Source organism: Kitasatospora sp. McL0602, from assembly GCF_052076145.1.
In the GTDB taxonomy this organism is placed as follows: domain Bacteria; phylum Actinomycetota; class Actinomycetes; order Streptomycetales; family Streptomycetaceae; genus Kitasatospora.
Genome location: NZ_CP197246.1, coordinates 3,427,625 through 3,445,539, shown reverse-complemented (window position 1 = coordinate 3,445,539; position 17,915 = coordinate 3,427,625). Strand labels below are relative to the sequence as shown.

Annotated in this window: 9 protein-coding genes; 3 read left to right on the top strand and 6 right to left on the bottom strand. The window is 70.4% G+C overall.

Annotation, left to right across the window (positions count from 1 at the left end; all coding sequences use genetic code 11):
* Positions 1-22: 22 nt before the first annotated feature.
* The 4 genes from ACR68M_RS15525 to ACR68M_RS15510 all read right to left on the bottom strand — a co-directional run bounded on the left by ACR68M_RS15525 (position 23) and on the right by ACR68M_RS15510 (position 4,003).
* On the bottom strand, positions 23-511 hold the full coding sequence (locus ACR68M_RS15525) for a hypothetical protein (protein ID WP_441251622.1): 489 nt from the start codon (positions 509-511) through the stop codon (positions 23-25).
* Positions 512-549: 38 nt separating this feature from the next.
* Positions 550-1,386, bottom strand: a complete 837-nt coding sequence (locus ACR68M_RS15520; protein WP_441251085.1) for a hypothetical protein — start codon at positions 1,384-1,386, stop codon at positions 550-552.
* A gap of 178 nt (positions 1,387-1,564) precedes the next feature.
* Complete coding sequence (locus ACR68M_RS15515; RefSeq protein WP_441251084.1) at positions 1,565-2,719, bottom strand: metallophosphoesterase; 1,155 nt, start codon at positions 2,717-2,719, stop codon at positions 1,565-1,567.
* A gap of 126 nt (positions 2,720-2,845) precedes the next feature.
* Positions 2,846-4,003, bottom strand: a complete 1,158-nt coding sequence (locus tag ACR68M_RS15510) for a LacI family DNA-binding transcriptional regulator (protein WP_441251083.1) — start codon at positions 4,001-4,003, stop codon at positions 2,846-2,848.
* Between the two features lie 336 nt (positions 4,004-4,339).
* Here ACR68M_RS15510 and hisC point away from each other — a divergent pair, with 336 nt between their 5' ends.
* A complete protein-coding gene (hisC, locus tag ACR68M_RS15505; RefSeq protein WP_441251082.1) occupies positions 4,340-5,419 on the top strand; it encodes a histidinol-phosphate transaminase in 1,080 nt (359 codons plus the stop codon).
* A 33-nt stretch (positions 5,420-5,452) separates the two neighbouring features.
* Here the strand turns inward: hisC and ACR68M_RS15500 are convergent, their stop codons facing one another.
* Both ACR68M_RS15500 and ACR68M_RS15495 read right to left on the bottom strand, forming a co-directional pair.
* The gene (locus tag ACR68M_RS15500; protein ID WP_441251081.1) at positions 5,453-6,022 is read right to left on the bottom strand and encodes a Uma2 family endonuclease; all 570 of its coding nucleotides are present in this window, start codon (positions 6,020-6,022) and stop codon (positions 5,453-5,455) included.
* A gap of 129 nt (positions 6,023-6,151) precedes the next feature.
* On the bottom strand, positions 6,152-10,468 hold the full coding sequence (locus ACR68M_RS15495; RefSeq protein ID WP_441251080.1) for a ricin-type beta-trefoil lectin domain protein: 4,317 nt from the start codon (positions 10,466-10,468) through the stop codon (positions 6,152-6,154).
* Positions 10,469-11,009: 541 nt separating this feature from the next.
* On the opposite strand from ACR68M_RS15495, the gene ACR68M_RS15490 reads away from it, so the two are divergent.
* A complete protein-coding gene (locus ACR68M_RS15490; RefSeq protein WP_441251079.1) occupies positions 11,010-17,534 on the top strand; it encodes a polymorphic toxin-type HINT domain-containing protein in 6,525 nt (2,174 codons plus the stop codon).
* On the top strand, positions 17,534-17,914 hold the full coding sequence (locus ACR68M_RS15485) for a hypothetical protein (RefSeq protein WP_441251078.1): 381 nt from the start codon (positions 17,534-17,536) through the stop codon (positions 17,912-17,914). The genes ACR68M_RS15490 and ACR68M_RS15485 overlap by 1 nt, the downstream gene beginning before the upstream one ends.
* Position 17,915 lies beyond the last annotated feature (1 nt).

The following is a 17,915-nucleotide window of genomic DNA, read 5'->3' as shown; positions in this document are numbered from 1 at the left end:
GGATGCCGCAGGGCGCGCGGGTTCAACCGTCGGAGCTGCGGCGGGTGCCCGTCGGCCAGAGCACGTCCACCGGGCACCTGGCCGCGCGGGCGGCGCGGACCATGTCGGCGGTGCCGCCGAGCCCGGGGGCGGGCCGGCCGTCCCAGACGGCGACCAGCCGGTCGGCGCGGCGCAGGAGTTCGTCGTTGGCGGCCCGGAAGGCGGGGCGGTCGGCGTGGGCGTACGGCATGACGAGGACTTCGGCCGCGGCGTGCAGGAGGCGGTCGAAGTCGGCGGCGTAGGCGGGGGTGACCTGGGTGGTCCGGTAGTCGGCGGCGGGCAGGACGGCGACCAGGCGGCCGCCGAGGGTCAGCACGGTGTCGGCGAACAGCGCGTCGGCGCCCGGGGCCAGGCAGGAGACGCCGGTGAGCGCGGCGGCGTACGGCTTCAGCAGCGCGACGAGCGCCGCCCGCAGGGGCGGCAGGCTCGGCGGGGTGAGGTCGAGGTGGCCGGTCACGGCGATGACCGTCAGGGGTGGGCCTTCCGCGGGGTCTCGGACGTGGAGGGGGCTCAGACCTCGTCGGGGCCGGTGAAGTCGGGTGAGCTGTATCCCGGGCTGCTGAATTCGGCGGCGCGGGGCTCGCGCCCGTCCGGGTCGGTGATGCCCTCGGAGCCGGGGCTGCTGAACCCCGGGCTGCTCCAGGTCGCGCTGCGGTAGCCGGGGCTGGTGTAGCCCGGCGGGGCCGGGCGGGCGGCGGGCAGGACACCGGGCTGGGCGGAGAGTGCGGGCTCGGAGGTCAGGTTGGCGTGCAGGTACGGCAGGATGCCGTGCTCGCGCAGCGCCCGGAGCCAGACCCGGCGGGCCTCGGCGACGTCCTCGCGCAGTTGCGGGTCCTGGCCGTCGGGCGGTGCGGAGCCGTCCCGCAGGGCGGTGAGCAGCAGCCCGACGGTGCCGACCACGAGAGCGGCGGCGCCGATCGCGAGCAGCAGCCAACCGGCCGTCAGCAGGGCCTGCCCGAGCGCGAGATCGGGGCTGCTCGCGCGCAGCCCGTACCCGATCAGGAGCAGGATGGCGGCCGCGGCCCAGGCGAGGACGGGGGTGAGCACGGTGAGCACCGGGAAGAACCCGGCGCCGTCCTCGGAGCGGAGCCGGGTGGAGAGGCCGGGCCGGCGGTCGGCGGGCTCCCGGAGGGCGGTGCGCAGGGCGGTGTAGTGCTGGTGCTCGTCGGCGGCGACGGCGGCGATCTCGTCGGCCGCGAGCAGGGTCTTGGTGTGCAGCTGCTCGGAGTTGAGGTGCGGCCCGGAGGCGCTCAGGGCGTCGAGTACGGCTCGGTCACGCAGTGCTTCGTCGAGGGCCCGTTGGAAATCCGGGCGGTCCTCGGCGGGCAGGTGCGGGGTGTCTGTCATGGGTACCCCGTTCCGCTTGGTCACGGAGGTGGATTGGACGGATGGCACGGGTGGGTGAGTTGATGGTAGGGGCGGTCACCGACCGGGTGACAGTCGGTTTCCGGATTTTCAGTGTTGTCAGGCCCCGTGCAGCTTCTGGCAGTTGTTCAGTTGTTCGCCCGGTCGTCGAATTGCTCGTTCAGTTGAGCGGCAGTCGGGCGACCAGCAGGCGGCCCTCCATGGTGACGCCGCCGTCCATGGCGATGGCCAGCTCGTCCGCGTAGATGTACGGGCCGGGCACGTGCGGCGGGGTGCCGTCGTCCAGGTGCGTCGAGCCGGTGAGGTACGGGATCGGGCTGTGACCGTGCACGACCCGGCGGCCGCCGTACGCGCCGAGCAGCTCGTGGACGGCCGTCGGGCCCGCGTCGCCGCGGAAGGCGAAGCGCTTGGTGAAGCGGCGGAAGCAGTCCCACCACTCGTCGGCGCCCTCGTCGGCCAGCAGGTGGTGGACGGCGTCGTTGACCTCGGCGATGGACGCGCCGTACTCCAGGTAGGCGGTGGTGTCCGAGTGCAGCAGCAGGTGGTCGTCCTCCAGGGCGATCGCGGGCAGCCGGGAGAGCCAGCTGACGTGGTGCGTCTCCAGGCGTTCGAGATCCTGCTGCTGGCCGCCGTTGAGGCGCCAGGCGGCGAGGAAGGAGGCGGTGCCCGCGGTGGACTGGACGGGCTCGTCGCCGTACCGGGCGGCGCCCAGGAAGAGCAGTTCGTGATTGCCCATCAGGGCGCGGCAGTAGCCCCCGGCGGCGGCGGCCTCGGCGGCGAGCTGCATCACCAGGTCGATCACGCCGATGCCGTCCGGGCCCCGGTCGGTGAAGTCGCCGAGGAACCAGAGCCGCGAGCGCCCGGCGGACCAGTGGCCCTCGGCGTCGATCAGGCCCTGCTGGTGCAGCGCGGCGAGCAGCTCGTCGAGGTACCCGTGCACGTCGCCGACCACGTAGAGCGGGCCGGGCGCCTCGCCGGGCTCGGGCTGCGGGTACGGGTAGTTCAGCTCCTCGGCGAGCTCGCCGAGGGTGGGGCCGAGCTCGATGGTCGGCGGGTCCTCGGCGGAGGGCCGGTGCGGGGCGGGCTGGGACGGCTCGGGGGCGGGCTCGGGCGCGAGCTCGGGCTGACTGGCCGTCGGCCAGTGCTGCTCCAGGAAGCGCGCGCCGCCGTACCCGCTGGTGGTGGTGTAGCCGTACCCGGGGTCGGGCTCGGGGGGGTCGTAGTAGGAGCCGTACGGGAGCACGTCGAGGTCCTGCTGGTGGCGGGGGCCTGAGTCGGGCAGTTCAGGCCCGGGGAAGCGGTCCTCGGGTGTCATTCGCCCATCATAGGAAGACCACTCTCCCGGCGTCCTCACCTGGTCGGTATCCAATCGTCGGGAGAGTCACCGGGAGCCCTGGTCAAGGGTGCGGTTTTGCACCGGTCTGTCCCGGCATGGGGTGGTCTAGACCTCGCCCGGAGGGCGGGGCGGGCTGACGGTCGTTCGGGGGCTGCGGCGTTGCGAGGACGCCCGGACGATCAGCTCCGTCGGCATCAGGGTGCCCGGTGGCGGCCCCGTCCCGGCGGTGCGGAAGCGGGCCGGGAAGAGCCGCCCGACGTCGACGCCGGTGCCGGAGTCGACTCCCTCGATGGCGTCGATGAGCAGGTTGACGACGGTGGTGCCGATCCGCCGGGGCTTGAGCGAGAGGGTGGTGATCGGGGGCTCGGTGGTGGCGTACACGTCGCTCTCGCTGCAGCAGACCAGCAGCAGGTCGTCGGGCACCCGCAGCCCGTACCGGCGGGCGGCGGCGAGCAGGTCGGTGCCGTTCGGGTCGAACAGCCCGTACACCGCGTCCGGACGGTCCGGGCGGGCGAGCAGGCGGTCGGCGGCGACGGCTCCGGCGGCGGGGTCGTGCGCCGGGTAGGTCTCGTAGACCGGCTCCTGGCCGACCCGGCGGCACCAGCCGAGGTAGGCGTCGGTGGAGAGCCGGGTGTAGGTGTCGGTGGAGGTGCCGGTGAGCAGGCCGATCCGGCGAGCCCCGGCTTCGGAGAGGTGGTCGAGGATGCCGAGCACGGCGGCCTCGTGGTCGTTGTCGACCCAGGCGGTGACCGGGCAGTTGCCCGGCTTGCCGTCGCTGACCACCGGCACGCCGGACCGGTAGAGCTCGCTGACCAGCGGATCCTGGTCGGGCGGGTCGATGACGACGGTGCCGTCCAGGGCGATGTTGCTCCAGACGTCGTGCCGGGACGACGCGGGGAGCACCACCAGGGCGTACCCCCGGCTGAGGGCCGCGCTGGTCGCGGCGCGCGCCATCTCGGCGAAGTAGGCGAACTCGGTGAAGGTGAACGGCTCCTCGCCGTAGGTGGTGACGGTCAGTCCGATCAGCCCGGACCGTCCGGTGCGCAGGGTCCGGGCGGCGGCGGACGGGCGGTAGCCGAGGCGCTCCGCTACCTCGCGCACTCGGCTTCTGGTCTCGTCGGGAAGGCGTCCCTTACCGTTCAGGGCGTCCGAGACCGTGGTGATCGACACTCCGGCGGCTGCTGCCACATCCCGGATGCCGGCCCGCTCCAGACGCCGCGAGGTGGTGGGTCGTCGACCGCTCTGGTTGGCTGCTGCTGTCATGGCGGACCGATCGTATGGCGCATGGCGGCTCTCTGTGACCGGGGCGTACCGAGACGGAGAAGAACCGTTTCTCCGTGAGCCGACCGCGAGAGGTTCCTTGGATACCCGCCTCGATTCGGCCTTATTACCTCTGACATGTGCCATAGGAACCCGGCAGAATGGCTGATCTGCACCTGTGACCCGGACGAGCATCTCACCCCTACGGGTGAGGGCGGCCAGTATCGTTCGGGGCACCCGACCGGGGTGGTCACGGGTGCCGCGGCCTCGGGCTCGGTACGGCGGAGACCCCGGCGTCACCGATGCGCCGAACGACAAGAACCACAGAAGGAGTGCACCGTGAGCGGTACGGCAGCGCAGGGTCCCCGCCTCAGGCCGACCCTGGACGGCATCCCGACCTACCGGCCCGGCAAGCCGGCCAGCGCCGACTCGTACAAGCTGTCCTCCAACGAGAACCCGTACGAGCCGCTGCCCGGCGTCCTCGACGCGGCCATCGGCGCGGCGGGCTCGTTCAACCGCTACCCCGACATGGCGGCCACCGAGCTGGTCGCCGAGCTGGCCGCGCGGTTCGGCGTCCCCGCCGAGCACGTCGCCGTCGGGACCGGCTCGGTCAGCGTGGCGCAGTCCCTGGTGCTCTCCACGGCGGGCCCGGGGGACGAGGTGATCTTCGCCTGGCGCTCCTTCGAGGCGTACCCGATCATCACCCAGGTCGCCGGCGCCACCCCCGTGCCCGTGCCGCTCACCGCCGGTGAGGCGCACGACCTCGACGCGATGCTGGCCGCCGTCACCGACCGGACCCGGCTGATCTTCGTCTGCAACCCCAACAACCCCACCGGCGTCGCGATCCACCGCGCCGAGCTGGAGCGCTTCCTCGACGCCGTCCCCGGCGACGTGCTGGTCGTGCTGGACGAGGCATACCGCGAGTTCATCCGCGACGCCGACGTGCCGGACGGCGTCGAGATCTACCGCGACCGGCCGAACGTCTGCGTGCTGCGCACCTTCTCCAAGGCGTACGGCCTGGCCGGCCTGCGGGTCGGCTTCGCGATCGGCCACGAGCCCGTCGCGACCGCGCTGCGCAAGACCGCCATCCCGTTCGGCGTGAGCCAGCTCGCCCAGGACGCGGCCGTCGCCTCGCTGCGGGCCGAGGACGCCCTGCTGGTGCGCGTCGAGGCGCTGGTCGAGGAGCGCACCCGGGTCGCCGCCGAGCTGACCCGGCAGGGCTGGGAGCTCGCCGACTCGCAGGCCAACTTCGTCTGGCTGCGGCTGGGCGAGCGCACCATGGACTTCGCGGCGGCCTGCGGCGCGGCCGGGGTCGTCGTCCGCCCGTTCGCGGGCGAGGGCGTCCGCGTGACGATCGGCGAGGTCGCGGGCAACGACCTCTTCCTCGCGGCGGCGGAGACCTTCCGCAAGGAGCTGTAGGGCTGTGGTGGGGCCCGCTCGGGCGGGCCCCACCTACAGACCGCTGGTGTCGAGGGCGAGCCCGAAGGGGTCCGGCAGGTGGATGACCACGCCGAACGGGTGCGGTCCTTCGGCCCGGGTGTAACCGAGCCGGCCCGGCTGGGAGAACAACGTGCAGGTCTGCTCCTGGCGGTCCACCAGGAGGTACAGCGGTGCGCCGTACTGGGCGTAGCGACGGCGCTTGACCGTCCGGTCGGTATCGCCGTTGGACGGTGAGGTCACCTCGACCACCAGCAGGGTCTGGTCGGGGAGGAGCGGCCCTTCGGTCCTGGCCAGAGCGGCCGGGACGACCGCGAGGTCGGGAATGTAGTAGTTCTCACTGCCGGGCAGGTCGAGGTTGCCGGATCCGGCGCGGTAGTCGAGTTCGCGCATGCGGGGCCCGAGCTGCTCGCGGATCAGGTCGGCCGCGTTCTCGTGGGCCCAGCTCGGTGACATGGGGGTGATGACTCCCTCGATGATCTCGGCGCGCTCCCCGGACAGGTGCTGGATGGCGTACTTCAGTGCCAGCTCCGGGTTCTCCACATGCTCGTAGTCGGCAGGCCCGCTGTGCGGGGAGGTACTCATGCGGGCCACGCTATCCGGCTCCGGGAACGGCCGCTGTCACCTGATGGTGTGACGCAGGGCGGGAAACCAGGAGGGGCGCGGGGACCAGGTGATGGTCGCCGCGCCCCTCCTGGGGTTGGTCCTCGGTGATCAGTTCACCGGGGTGAAGACCCACTTCTGGGCCGGGGTGCCGTTGCACTCGTAGAGCTGCGGGCGGGTGCCGCTGGTGACGTTGGCGTTCGGCATGTCCAGGCACTTGCCGGACTGCGGGTTGACGATGGAGCCGTCACCGCGCGGGAGCCACTTCTGGGCGGGCGAGCCGGTGCACGTCCAGAGCTGGATGATCGTGCCGTTGGCGGTGCCCGAGTTCGAGTCGTCCAGGCAGTGGCCGAGGACCTGGATGGAGCCGTCGGTGCCCGCCGTCCAGGTCTGGGCGTTGGTGGAGTTGCAGTCCCAGATCTGGACCGGGTTGCCGTCGGTGATCACGGCCTTGTTGTCGTCCAGGCAGCGGCCGGCCTGGACGCCCGAGGTGATGGCGCTCGGCGAGGAGCCGGGCACCGTCGGGGTGTTGTAGACCGCGACGTCGCTGATGCTGCCGCTGTAGAACGAGTTGCCCGCACCCTGGTACTTGTACCGGCCCAGGACGACCGGGCCGGTGATGCCCGACTGGGTGGTGTGGAAGCCGGTGCCCGCCAGGATGCCGTTGACGAAGAGGCTGGTCTGGCCGGTCGCGGAGTTGTAGCTCGCGGTCAGCTTGGTCCAGACACCGGTCTGGGCGTGGGCGGCCGGGCTGCGGTAGTCGGTCTGGTCGTAGTTCCACCCGTTGTCGTCGCTGCGGCCCATGCCGAAGCGCCAGGTGGAGTCGCCGCCTTCGGGCCAGATCGCGAAGCCGCTGGCGCTGGTGCCGTCCTGGCTGATCACCGGGCTGCCCAGGGCGCTCGGCTTGACCCAGAGCGAGACGGTGAAGGACTGCCGGGTGTCGACCGACATGCCGGCGGTGTCGATCTCGGCGGCGCCGCCCGCGAGCGCGGCCACGGTGGTGCTGCGCCCGGCGACGGTGTCGGTCGGGAAGGTGACGCCGCCCTTGACGGTGCCCGGGTGCTGGCCCGTGGCGTCCGGGGTGATGCTCGGGGCGCTGGTGCCGTTCAGGCGCCACTGGTCGGTGGCGACGTTGGTGCTGCCGATGCCGTACGGGGCGTTGAAGTCCGTCACGGCCTTCGTACCGGCGGCGGAGTGACCGGGCCAGATGGTCAGGCCGTTGGTGGCGTCGAGCGCCCAGAGGTCGACCAGGCCGTCGCCGCTGAGGTCGCCCTCGGAGCCGATCACGGACCAGGGGCTGGCCGGCAGGTTGCCGAGCTTGAGACCTGTGTCGATCTTGGTGACGGTGTTCCAGGTGACGCTGGAGCCGGAGAAGTCGTCGACGAAGCTGTCCGACCCCGTGGTGAAGGTGTAGCCGAGGATGTCACCGGTCGTGCGGTTGCGGGACCACAGACCGGGGTGGCCGACGGCGTTCCAGTCCCCGGGGGAGATCAGGTCGCGGTTCGCCCAGCCCGTGCCGGCCAGCTTGACCGGGCGGCCCAGGGTGTTGTCGCTGATCATCGGGAAGTACCAGAGCGCCGCGTCGCCCGAGCCCACGTTCTCGGTGGTCAACAGGCCGGTGCGGTCCTGGAAGGCACCCGCCTGGCCCAGGTTGCTGTGCATCGGGTCGCCGAGGGCGGCGATCTGGGTGACGCCCGCCCAGGTGCCGGCGTAGCCGGTGCAGTCCGGGTTGTTGGTGGTGACGACGCAGTCGGGGCGGGTCAGCGGCACGCTGCTGTTGATCCGGCCGACGGGCGCGTTGTTGCCCGGGTTCAGGTAGGCGACCAGCGAGGCGTCGCCGTTCTTGTGCACGATGACGTCGTCGACGTTCTTGCTGCCCCGGACGCTGCCGCGGTGGGTGATCTGGTAGTTCGCCCAGGAGTCCTTGCCGGGGGAGTCGGCGGGCAGCGCGGAGAGGGTGACCGCGGCGCTGCCGGCCTGGGTGCCGGCCGGGGCGTTGTGGGTGTAGAGGCCGCCGTCCGGGTGGCGCACCAGGATGTCCGGCGAGCTGTCACCCGTCATGTCGCCGAAGGCCGGTGCCGGACCGTTCGGGTTCCAGGGGGCGTAGAAGGCGTACGAGGAGACCTGCGAGAGGTTGCCCGCGTTGTCCTCGGCCTGCACGTACAGGAGGTTGGTGCCCCAGCGGGTCGGGGTGACGGAGATGCCGCCGGAGGGGATGGCGCCGCCGCACTGCCAGGCCGCGCCGGTCAGCTGCGGGTCGAAGCTCCAGCGCAGGCAGGCCAGGCCGGAGGTCTGCAGGCCCGAGGGGTTCGGGTCGGTGGCGGTGAACGGGATGGTGCCGGTCTGGCCCGCGTACAGGCCGGGGACCTGGCCGTTGCCGGACATCGGGAACTGCTTGGTCGGGTCCGCGACGGTGGCCGGGAAGGTCACGGTCGGCGGGGTGCGGTCGACGCGGAAGTGGCAGTCGCCGTTCATCTGGACCCAGCTGACGCCGGGCAGGGTGTCGTTGGCGAAGCCGCCCCAGCCGTACCAGTGGCCGTCCTGGAGGGAGTTCGCGGGCAGCTGCCAGGAGGCGTCCGAGCCGCTGTTGACCAGGCCGGTGGTGCCGGAGCTGATGTCGGGCGAGCCGCTCTGCGCGAAGTCCCAGATGTGCACCCAGGCGGCCAGCTGACCCTGGGTCGGGCTGGAGACGTTGAGGTTCAGGCTGGCGGTGTCGCTGTTGATCCAGCTCCAGCTGCTCAGCGCGTTGCCGTTGCAGGTCTCGCTGGAGCCGGCCGGGTTGGCGGTGTGCGGGGAGACCGGGCCTAGGTGCGGGTTGGTCGGCACGTTCGGGGCGCGGTCGTACTCGATGGAGAGCGAGGCGTTGTAGTCGAAGCGCTTGAAGGCGTTCCGGTTGCTCTCGTCACCCTGGAGCGTGAAGGCGGCGAGGTTCCACCCGGCGGCGGTGCCGTTCTTGATGACCGTGGTGGCGTCCCAGGTGACGGGGACGTTGTTGTAGCAGCCGTTCTGGCCGGAGCCGGGGACCTGCGGGGAGCCCAGCCAGTCGTACCGGGCGGGCGAGTGGTTCCACGTCGTGCTGCCGTCGAACGCTGCCGAGAGGTAGGCGCCGACGCCGTAGGTGTTGCTGCAGGACCAGTCCGAGGAGATGTACTCGTCGGCCCGCAGCGTCGCCTTGTTGATCACGACGCCCTTGTAGCCCGAGACGTCGAACTGGTAGTACGCCCGCTCGATGCCGTACGGGGAGCTCCAGCCCTGGTAGCCGACGCCGGGGTGGTCGATGTCGGCGCTGGAGGACTTGTTGAAGTTGCTGGTGTTGGGGAAGGCCTGCTGCGTCCAGGTGTAGGACTGCTTGCCCATGTTGGCGGGCACCCAGGACGGGTCGATGTAGACCGGGAACTTGGTGTTCGGGTCGGTCAGGATCGACTGGTCGGCCGTCAGGCCGACGGTCGCGCCGCTGGCGCTGACGGGCATCTGGGCCAGCTTGGCGCCGGTGCCGGGGCCGTCGGGGGTGCTCGCGGCGTTCTTCCCCGAAGCCGGGGCGGCCGGGGTACCGGGCGCTGCCGGGGCAGCCATGCTGCGGGCCATCGGTGCGGCGGCGGTCTTCGGCGCGGCAGCGGTGCTCGCGGTGCTGGTGCTCGGGGTGCTGGTGCTCGGGGTGCTGGTGGAGTCCCACATCAGCGGGGCCGGGGCGGTGAAGACTGGCTGGCCCTTGCTGTCGGTGGCCTTGAGGTTGCCGCCCGTGTCGGCGGCGACGGTGACGCCCTTGGTGGCGGTGGTGAACTTGAGGTTCTTGACCACCGGGTTGGCCGCGGCCTGCGGGGTCTTGACGATCAGCACGGTGGAGAAGCCACCCTGCTTGCTGACCGAGACGCGCAGGTCGGTGTCGGGGGCGACGTCCGGGTAGAGCGCGGTGCTGTCGCTGAGGACGGGCACGGGCAGCGAGGCGAACGGCGCGCTGATGGCGAGCTGCTTGCCGTCGGCGGAGGTCATGGTGGCGAGCGGGCCGCTGCCGCCGCCGGAGAGGGTGAGGCCGGAGGCGGCGGTCTTCGGCGCGACGGTGCCGCCGGGGCCGGTGGCCAGGGTGGCGTCCAGCTCCTGCCAGGCACCGCCCTTCTTCACCCGCTGCTGGAGCGGGTGCTGGGTCTGGCTCAGGTGCCCGGCCGCCGTGGCGACGGTCTCGGTGAACTCGGTGGTCAGCGACGGGACCGGCACGTCCTTGCCGGTGGCCTTCGCCTGCGCGAGCGCCTGGGCGGTCGCGTCACCGCTGACCTGCTTGAAGCTGTCGGCTCCGGTGGGCGGCGTGTCCTTCGCGTGCGCGGCGTCGGCGGCGGCGATCGCCGCGTCCGGATCGGCCGGGCCCGAGGCCCAGGCGGCCGGAGCAGCAGCCAGCAGCCCGGTGGAGAGCGCGAAGGCTGCCAGCACAGCCATAGGACGCAGGCGACTGCGTCGGGAAAATATCGGAAATTGACTCGACGTCAGTTTTTGCACTGTCGTTCCAAGGTTCGTGTACCGGCGGTTTTGACTCAGAGATCGAGGACGACAATGAGGTTTTCCTTAATGTTCCGTCAAGGCAGAAACCAAGATCGATGTCCACTTTGGGTGATCAAGGAATGCTTTGACTGCGGTGTGTGATGCGTCACTTTCCGTGCATTCATGATCATGTTGACGTGCTCGTATGTGATCAACATAAGGTTCGCGGGATTCGCGCGCGCGCGAATCGTCAGAACTGAAATTGAGCACGGGAGTTCGTATGGCTAGGACGTTGGGTGGTGCGAGACTTCCGGATTTCCGGCGGTCCCGAAATCGATCAAGAACATCGGCGATAGGCGTTCTGGCGGTCCTCGCCTCGCTGCTTTCGCCGGCTGTTCCGGCGCTGGCGGCCACGGCCGATCCGCACAAGATCTGGAGCCCGGCCGACACCGCGCTGCCAAAGACCAAGGCGGTCAAGGGCAAGCCGGCACCCAAGGCGGTGGCGGCCAAGCCGCACTACCAGGTGCCCGCCGAGTGGGCGCCGTCCAAGGCGACGGCCTCGCCCTCACCGACGGCCAAGGCCGGTTCGGTGACTCCGCGTCTGTTCGCGGCAGCCGCCGCAACGGGTGGCGGCTCGGCCGGTGGTGACGGTACGTACAGCGCCACCAGCCTCGCCCCGAGCGGCAGCTGGACGGCTGGCAACGCCAGCGGATCGTTCACCTACAACTACACCGTTCAGGTGCCGCCCGCCCTCGGCGGCAATGCGCCGACCATCGGCCTCGGCTACGACTCGGCGTCGGTGGACGGGCGTACGTCGTCGACGAACTCCCAGTCCTCGTGGATCGGTGACGGCTGGGACTACAACCCCGGCTTCATCGAGCGTTCCTACTTCGGCTGCGACAAGCACGGCATCACCGGCTCCGCCGACCAGTGCTGGGCGGGCGACAATGCCAGCCTCTCGCTGGCCGGGCACTCCGGCGAGCTGGTCAAGGACGATTCCTCGGGTGTCTGGCACCTGAAGAACGACGACGGCACCAAGATCGAATTCCTGACCGGCGCCAGCAACGGCGCCAACAACGGCGAGTACGTCAAGGTCAGCGACAACGACGGCAACGCCTTCTACTTCGGCCTCAACCATCTACCCGGCGGTGACAAGACCGACCCCGCCACCAACTCCGCCTGGTCCGTCCCCGTCTACTCCCCGACGGCCGGTCAGCCCTGCTACGACTCCGCCAAGGGCGCGGCGTCCTGGTGCAACCAGGCCTGGCGGTGGAACCTCGACTACGCGGTCGACAGCCACGGCAACCTGACGACGTACAACTACGCCGCAGAGGCCAACTACTACCAGCGCGGCGGCGGCCAGAACAACGGCAACGGCACGCTCACGGCCTACACCCGCGGCGGTTCGCTGGTGTCCGTCGCCTACGGCCAGCGCCTCTCCGACCAGGTCGCGGCCAAGGGCGCCAACAAGCCCGCCGCCAAGGTGCTCTTCAACTCCGCACCCGAGGGCCGCTGCTCCACCGCCGGCGGGTTCACCTGCGCCGGCGCGACGATCAGCACAGCCAACGCCTCGCACTGGCCCGACGTCCCGTACGACCAGAACTGCGCCTCCACCGGCACCTGCACCAACGTCGGCCCGTCGTACTGGTCCAACACCCGCCTCGCGTCGATCTCCACCCAGATCCTCTCCGGCGGCACGTACAAGAACGTCGACAGCTACGCGCTGAACCACTCCTTCCCGGACCCGGGGGACGGCACCAAGCCCTCGCTGTTCCTGTCGAGCATCCAGCGAACCGGCCAGGACGGCACGCCGATCACCATGCCCGCGACGAGCTTCACCTCCGTGATGCTCCCCAACCGGGTCGACGGCACCAACCTCGTCCCCGCCCCGCAGGCGTACAACCGGCCGCGCATCCAGATGCTCACCACCGAGACCGGTGAGCAGACCAACGTCGACTACAACCTGCCCGCCTGCTCCCGGCTGAACCACGTGATGCCGACCTCGGCCGACAGCAACACCACCACCTGCTACAACGTCAAGTGGTACCCGCCGGGTTCGGCCTCCGGCGCCGACCCCGTCGACGACTGGTTCAACCGGTACACCGTCAAGGACATCACCGAGAACGACCTGGTCGGCGGCTCCCCGCAGAAGATCACCAACTACAGCTACGGCCCCGCCGCCTGGCACCGCAACGACTCCGCGCTCGCCGACACCAAGACCCGCACCTGGGACCAGTTCCGCGGCTTCGCAGGCGTCACCACCACCACCGGCGACGGCAACGACGGCCCCAAGGGCCAGAGCCGCACCGTCTACCTCCAGGGCATGAACGGCGACGTGCTCGCCTCCGGCTCCACCCGCAGCATCACCGTCGCGGACAGCCTCGGCGAGAACGTCACCGACGACGACTGGCTCGGCGGCCAGACGCTGGAGGCGGACAGCTACACGCAGGCCGGCGGCACCCTGACCGGGTACACCGTCAACCGCGCCACCGGCCCGTCCACCACCGCCACCCACGTGCGCGGCTCCGGCCTGCCCAACCTCGTGGCCCGCTTCGCGGCGACCACGACCACCAGCACCAGCAAGGGTCTCAAGGCCGACGGCAGCTGGCGCACCACGGCCACCACCGTCACCTCCGACCCGGCCAACGGCAACCGGCCCGTCACTTCCGACGACACCGCCGACGGCCTGCCCGAGCTCTGCACCAACACCAAGTACGCCACCAGCACCAACCCCCAACTGCGCAGCCTGGTCAGCGAGAAGGTCACCCTCTCCGGCCGGTGCTCGCAGACCCCCGGTGCGGCGAACACGGTGGCGGGCCAGCGCAGCCTGTACGACGGCCAGCCGTTCGGCCAGGCCGGTGCGGCGGGCGACCTGACCACCGGTCAGCTGCTCGACCACTACGACGGCACGGGCACCGCCCAGTACGCCACCCGGGGCAGCAGCGGCTACGACGCCTACGGCCGGGCGACCTCCGCCACCGACCCGAACGTGACCGACACCCAGCACCCGAGCGGCGCGACCACCACCACGGTCTACACCCCGGCCAACGCCGGTGAGCTGCCGAGCAGCGTTTCGGTCACCTCCCCGGCACCAGGCTCGACCACGGACTGGACGGCCACCACCACGCTCGACCCGGCCCGCGCCCTGGCCCTGGCCAGCACGGACCTCAACGGCAAGACCACCACCCAGGCGTACGACGCGCTCGGCCGGCTCACCGCCGTCTGGCTCCCGGGCCAGCCGACCACCAGTCCGGCGAACAAGACCTACAGCTACGCCATCAACGGCACCAGCAGGCCGACCACCGTCACCAGCGCGGTACTGGGCTCCAAGGGCACCTACGGCACCACCACGGTCCAGCTCTACGACGGGCTCGCCCGGCTGCGGCAGACCCAGGCCACCCCGGGTCTCTCCTCGTACCACGGCCGGATGATCTCGGACGCCTACTACGACTCGCACGGCTGGGCGGTCAAGTCGAACCCGGCTTGGTACAACGACGACACCGGCCCGAACGTGACCCTGTTCACCACCACCGACGCCCAGGTGCCGAACCAGGACCGGACCGTCTTCGACGGCCAGGGCCGCCCGACCGCCAAGGTCTTCCTCTCACTGGGCCAGGAGCAGTGGCGGAGCACCGCCGTGTACGCGGGTGTCGACCGGGTCGACAACAATCCCGTCCAGGGCGGCAGCGCGACCTCGACCGTCACCGACGCGCGCGGCCGCACCACCCAGCTGTGGCAGTACCGCACGGCGACCGCCACCGGCAACGCCGCCGACGCGGACATCACCACCACCAGCTACACCGACGGCGGTCTGACCGCCTCCCGCACTGACTCCACCGGCAAGAACACCTGGACGTACTCCTACGACCTGCGTGGTCGTCAGATTGCCACCACCGACCCGGATTCGGGTGCGGGCACGGCGAGCTACGACGCGGACGGCCGCCTGCTCACCTCGGTCGACGGCCGTGGCACCACGCTCAGCCGCAGCTACGACCTGATCGGCCGCCAGACCGGGCTGTTCGCGGGGACGTCGACGACCGACTCGACCAAGCAGCAGGCAGGCTGGACGTACGACTCGATCGCGAACGGCAAGGGCAAGCCCGCCACCACCACCCGGTACGTCGGCGGCACCGCCGGTGACGCCTACACCTTCAAGGTGTTCGGCTACGACAACGGCTACCGCTCCACCGGCACGACCGTGACCATCCCGGGCAAGGAGGTCGGCCAGACCGCCGCCTTCACCTACAACACCCGGGCGCTGTACGACCCGAACACCGGTGGCCTGACCAAGTCGTCCACCTTCGCGGTGGCCGACCAGGCGGCGGAGGTCCTCAACTACTCGTACGACGACAACGGTCCGATGCGCACCTTCGGCTCGGCCTCGACCACGTACGACCTGCAGACTGACTACGACGCCTACGGGCGTGCGGTCCGCACCACGGTCAACCCGTGGGGGACCCAGATCGTCTCGACGGTCAACTACGACGACGCCACCGGCCGTGTCCTGTCGCAGTACATCGACAAGCAGACCGCCTCGACGGGAGCCACCCAGCAGACCAGCTACACCTACAACCAGGTCGGCCACGTCACGTCGATCAAGAACGTGCCGGACAACCTCCCGGCCCAGACCGACCTGCAGTGCTTCAGCTACGACTACCTGGGCCGGCTCTCCACGGCCTGGTCGGACAACGGCTCGGTGACCACCAAGCCGCAGCCGTCCATCGCCGCCCAGGGCGGGTGCACCAACACCAGCCCGACCAGCGGCGTGGTCGCCCCCTCCAAGACGACCGTCGGCGGCCCAGCCCCGTACTGGCAGAGCTACACCTACGACGGCACCGGCAACCGGACCGGCCTCGTCCAGCACGACCCGGCGGGCAACACCGCCAACGACATCACCATCACCCAGTCGTTCCCCGCCGCCGGACAGACCAACCAGAAGACCACCGCCCCGAACACGGGCGGCGGCACCGGCGGTCCGCACGCACTGCTCGGCAGCACCTCCACCGGCACCAACAACCCCGGCGCGACCTCGTACCAGTACGACGCCGATGGCAACACCACCTCCATCACCAACCGGGCCGGCACCTCCACGCTGTCCTACGACCTCGAGGGCCGACTGGCCTCGCTCACCAGCAGTGGCACGACCGGTCCCACCGGCTACATCTACGGTGCGGACGGTTCGCTGCTGGTGCGGCACAGCCCCGGTAAGACCACCATCTTCCTGGGCGCGGACGAGGTCAGTTACGACACCAACACCAAGGCACTGACGGACACCCGTTACTACGGGCTGCCGGACGGGCTGACCGCTGTCCGGGCCGGTACGGCCATGACCTTCCAGGTCGCGGACCCGCACGGCAGCAACACCCTGGCGCTCGACGCCACGACGCTGACCGAGACCCGCCGCCCGATGGACCCGTTCGGCAACCCGCGCGGCAGTCAGCCCTCCACCTGGGCGGGTGACAAGGGCTTCGTCGGCGGGATCAAGGACGACACCACCGGCCTGACCAACCTCGGGGCCCGCGAGTACCAGCCGGCCACCGGCCGGTTCATCAACCCCGACCCGCTGCTCGTCCCCACGGACCCGCAGCAGTGGAACGGCTACGCCTACTCCGACAACGCCCCGACCTACCTCAGCGACCCGACTGGCACCCGCCCGCTCGGGGCGTGCGATGGCCCGTGCAACGACGGCCGCATCGAGCTCTGGAGCGGTGGCCCCGGGGACTGGACGTACACCCAGATCTTCCAGCCCGACTCCAACGGGGACGCGAAGGTCGACCACATCGAGTTCAACCAGCACCCGCACATCTTCAGCTTCAAGGTCCACGTCAAGGCGGCACCTCCGAAGCCCGCGGCCAAGCCGGCCGAGCGCAAGTGCTACTACGCGATGGGAGCGAACTACTGCGAGGGCGACTCGCTGCCCCCGGTGCCGACCGGCTCCGGCAAGGACATGCTCTGGGGCATGCCCAGGTTCGTCCCGTCGACGCTGGACTTCATCTCCAAGGTGGGTCCGGGCTGCTGGTTCCAGGAGGACGCCTGCGCCGCGCACCTCGCGGAGAAGTGGGACAAGTACGCCGCGTCCCACGGCGCCGACATCCACAGCGACATGTACGGCGACGGTGAGACGCTGGCCAGCCTGGTCACTCTCGCCGTCGGTGCGGAGGGAGCGATCGTCAAGGGCCTGCGGGAGCTCGATGCCGCAGTGGTGGCGGAGGACGCCGCGACCGCGTGCATCACGCACAGCTTCCCGGCCGGGACGCTCGTCCTGCTCGGGGACGGCTCCACTAAGGCGATCCAGCAGGTCAAGGTCGGAGACACCGTCCAGGCGGCCGACCCGCAGACCGGTGCCACCGGGGCAAAGAAGGTCACAGACGTCATCGTCACCCTTGACGACAAGGACTTCACGGACCTGACCCTCCAGGGTGCCGCGGCCATCACCACGACCCAGCACCACCCGTTCTGGAGTGAGACCACCCACCGCTGGACCGACGCGGCCGACCTGCGGGTCGGGGAGAAGCTGCGCACCTCCGCCGGCGACACCGTCACGCTGGCCGCTGTCCGGAGCTACCACCAGCAGGTCGTCACCTACAACCTGACCGTCGACGATCTCCACACGTACTATGTGGTCGCGGGTTCCACCGCTGTGCTGGTGCACAACTCCGGTGCCTGCCCGCTCATCGGCAGCGTGGACGCGATCTCCGAGAACCTCGGGGACAGCACGCTCTTCCACTACACCGACGAGGCCGGCTTCAACGAGTCGGTGGGCGACCAGGGCGTGACCCTCCGGGCGAACGCACGTGGGAAGGTGTTCGCGACGCAGGACATCCAGTCCCCTGCCGAGGCGGAGCAGAACCTCTTCATCGGCAACCCCAAGTACGCGGGCAAGGGTGATTACGTCATCGTCTTCAAGAACCCCGAAGGCACCAACTTCGTCCAGGGTGAGCAGCCGAACGAGCTGATCAACCTGGGGACGGTGCGAGTCCCGTCGTCCAACATCATCTACGCAGGGCCGAACCCATTCCAATGATGCCAACAGCGCAGTTCAACACCGTCCAGGAGCTCGAAACAGCTCTCCGTGCCCTCGTCGTCTTCAAGTTCGGCGGCGAGGAGGAAGCCGACGTCTACCTCGGAAGCCCCGTCCTGGCGAATGCCATGAACAGCCTGCTCGCTGCGGTCGAGACCTACTGGATCTCGGCGGGGGACCAGGCACGGGCCGACAGGTGGCGCGAGCTGTACCGCATCTCGAAGGCGGAGCGCCACGTCGCGATGCTGAGCAGCTATGCGGTGACGCACCCGAAGTGGCGGACCATGTCCGCTGCCGAGCGGCTCGACTGGCTGAAGGTGCTGGCAGCGCCCTACCGGATCGATGACGAAGGGCTGCCGCTCTTCGCCGCCCTGATCGGGTAGC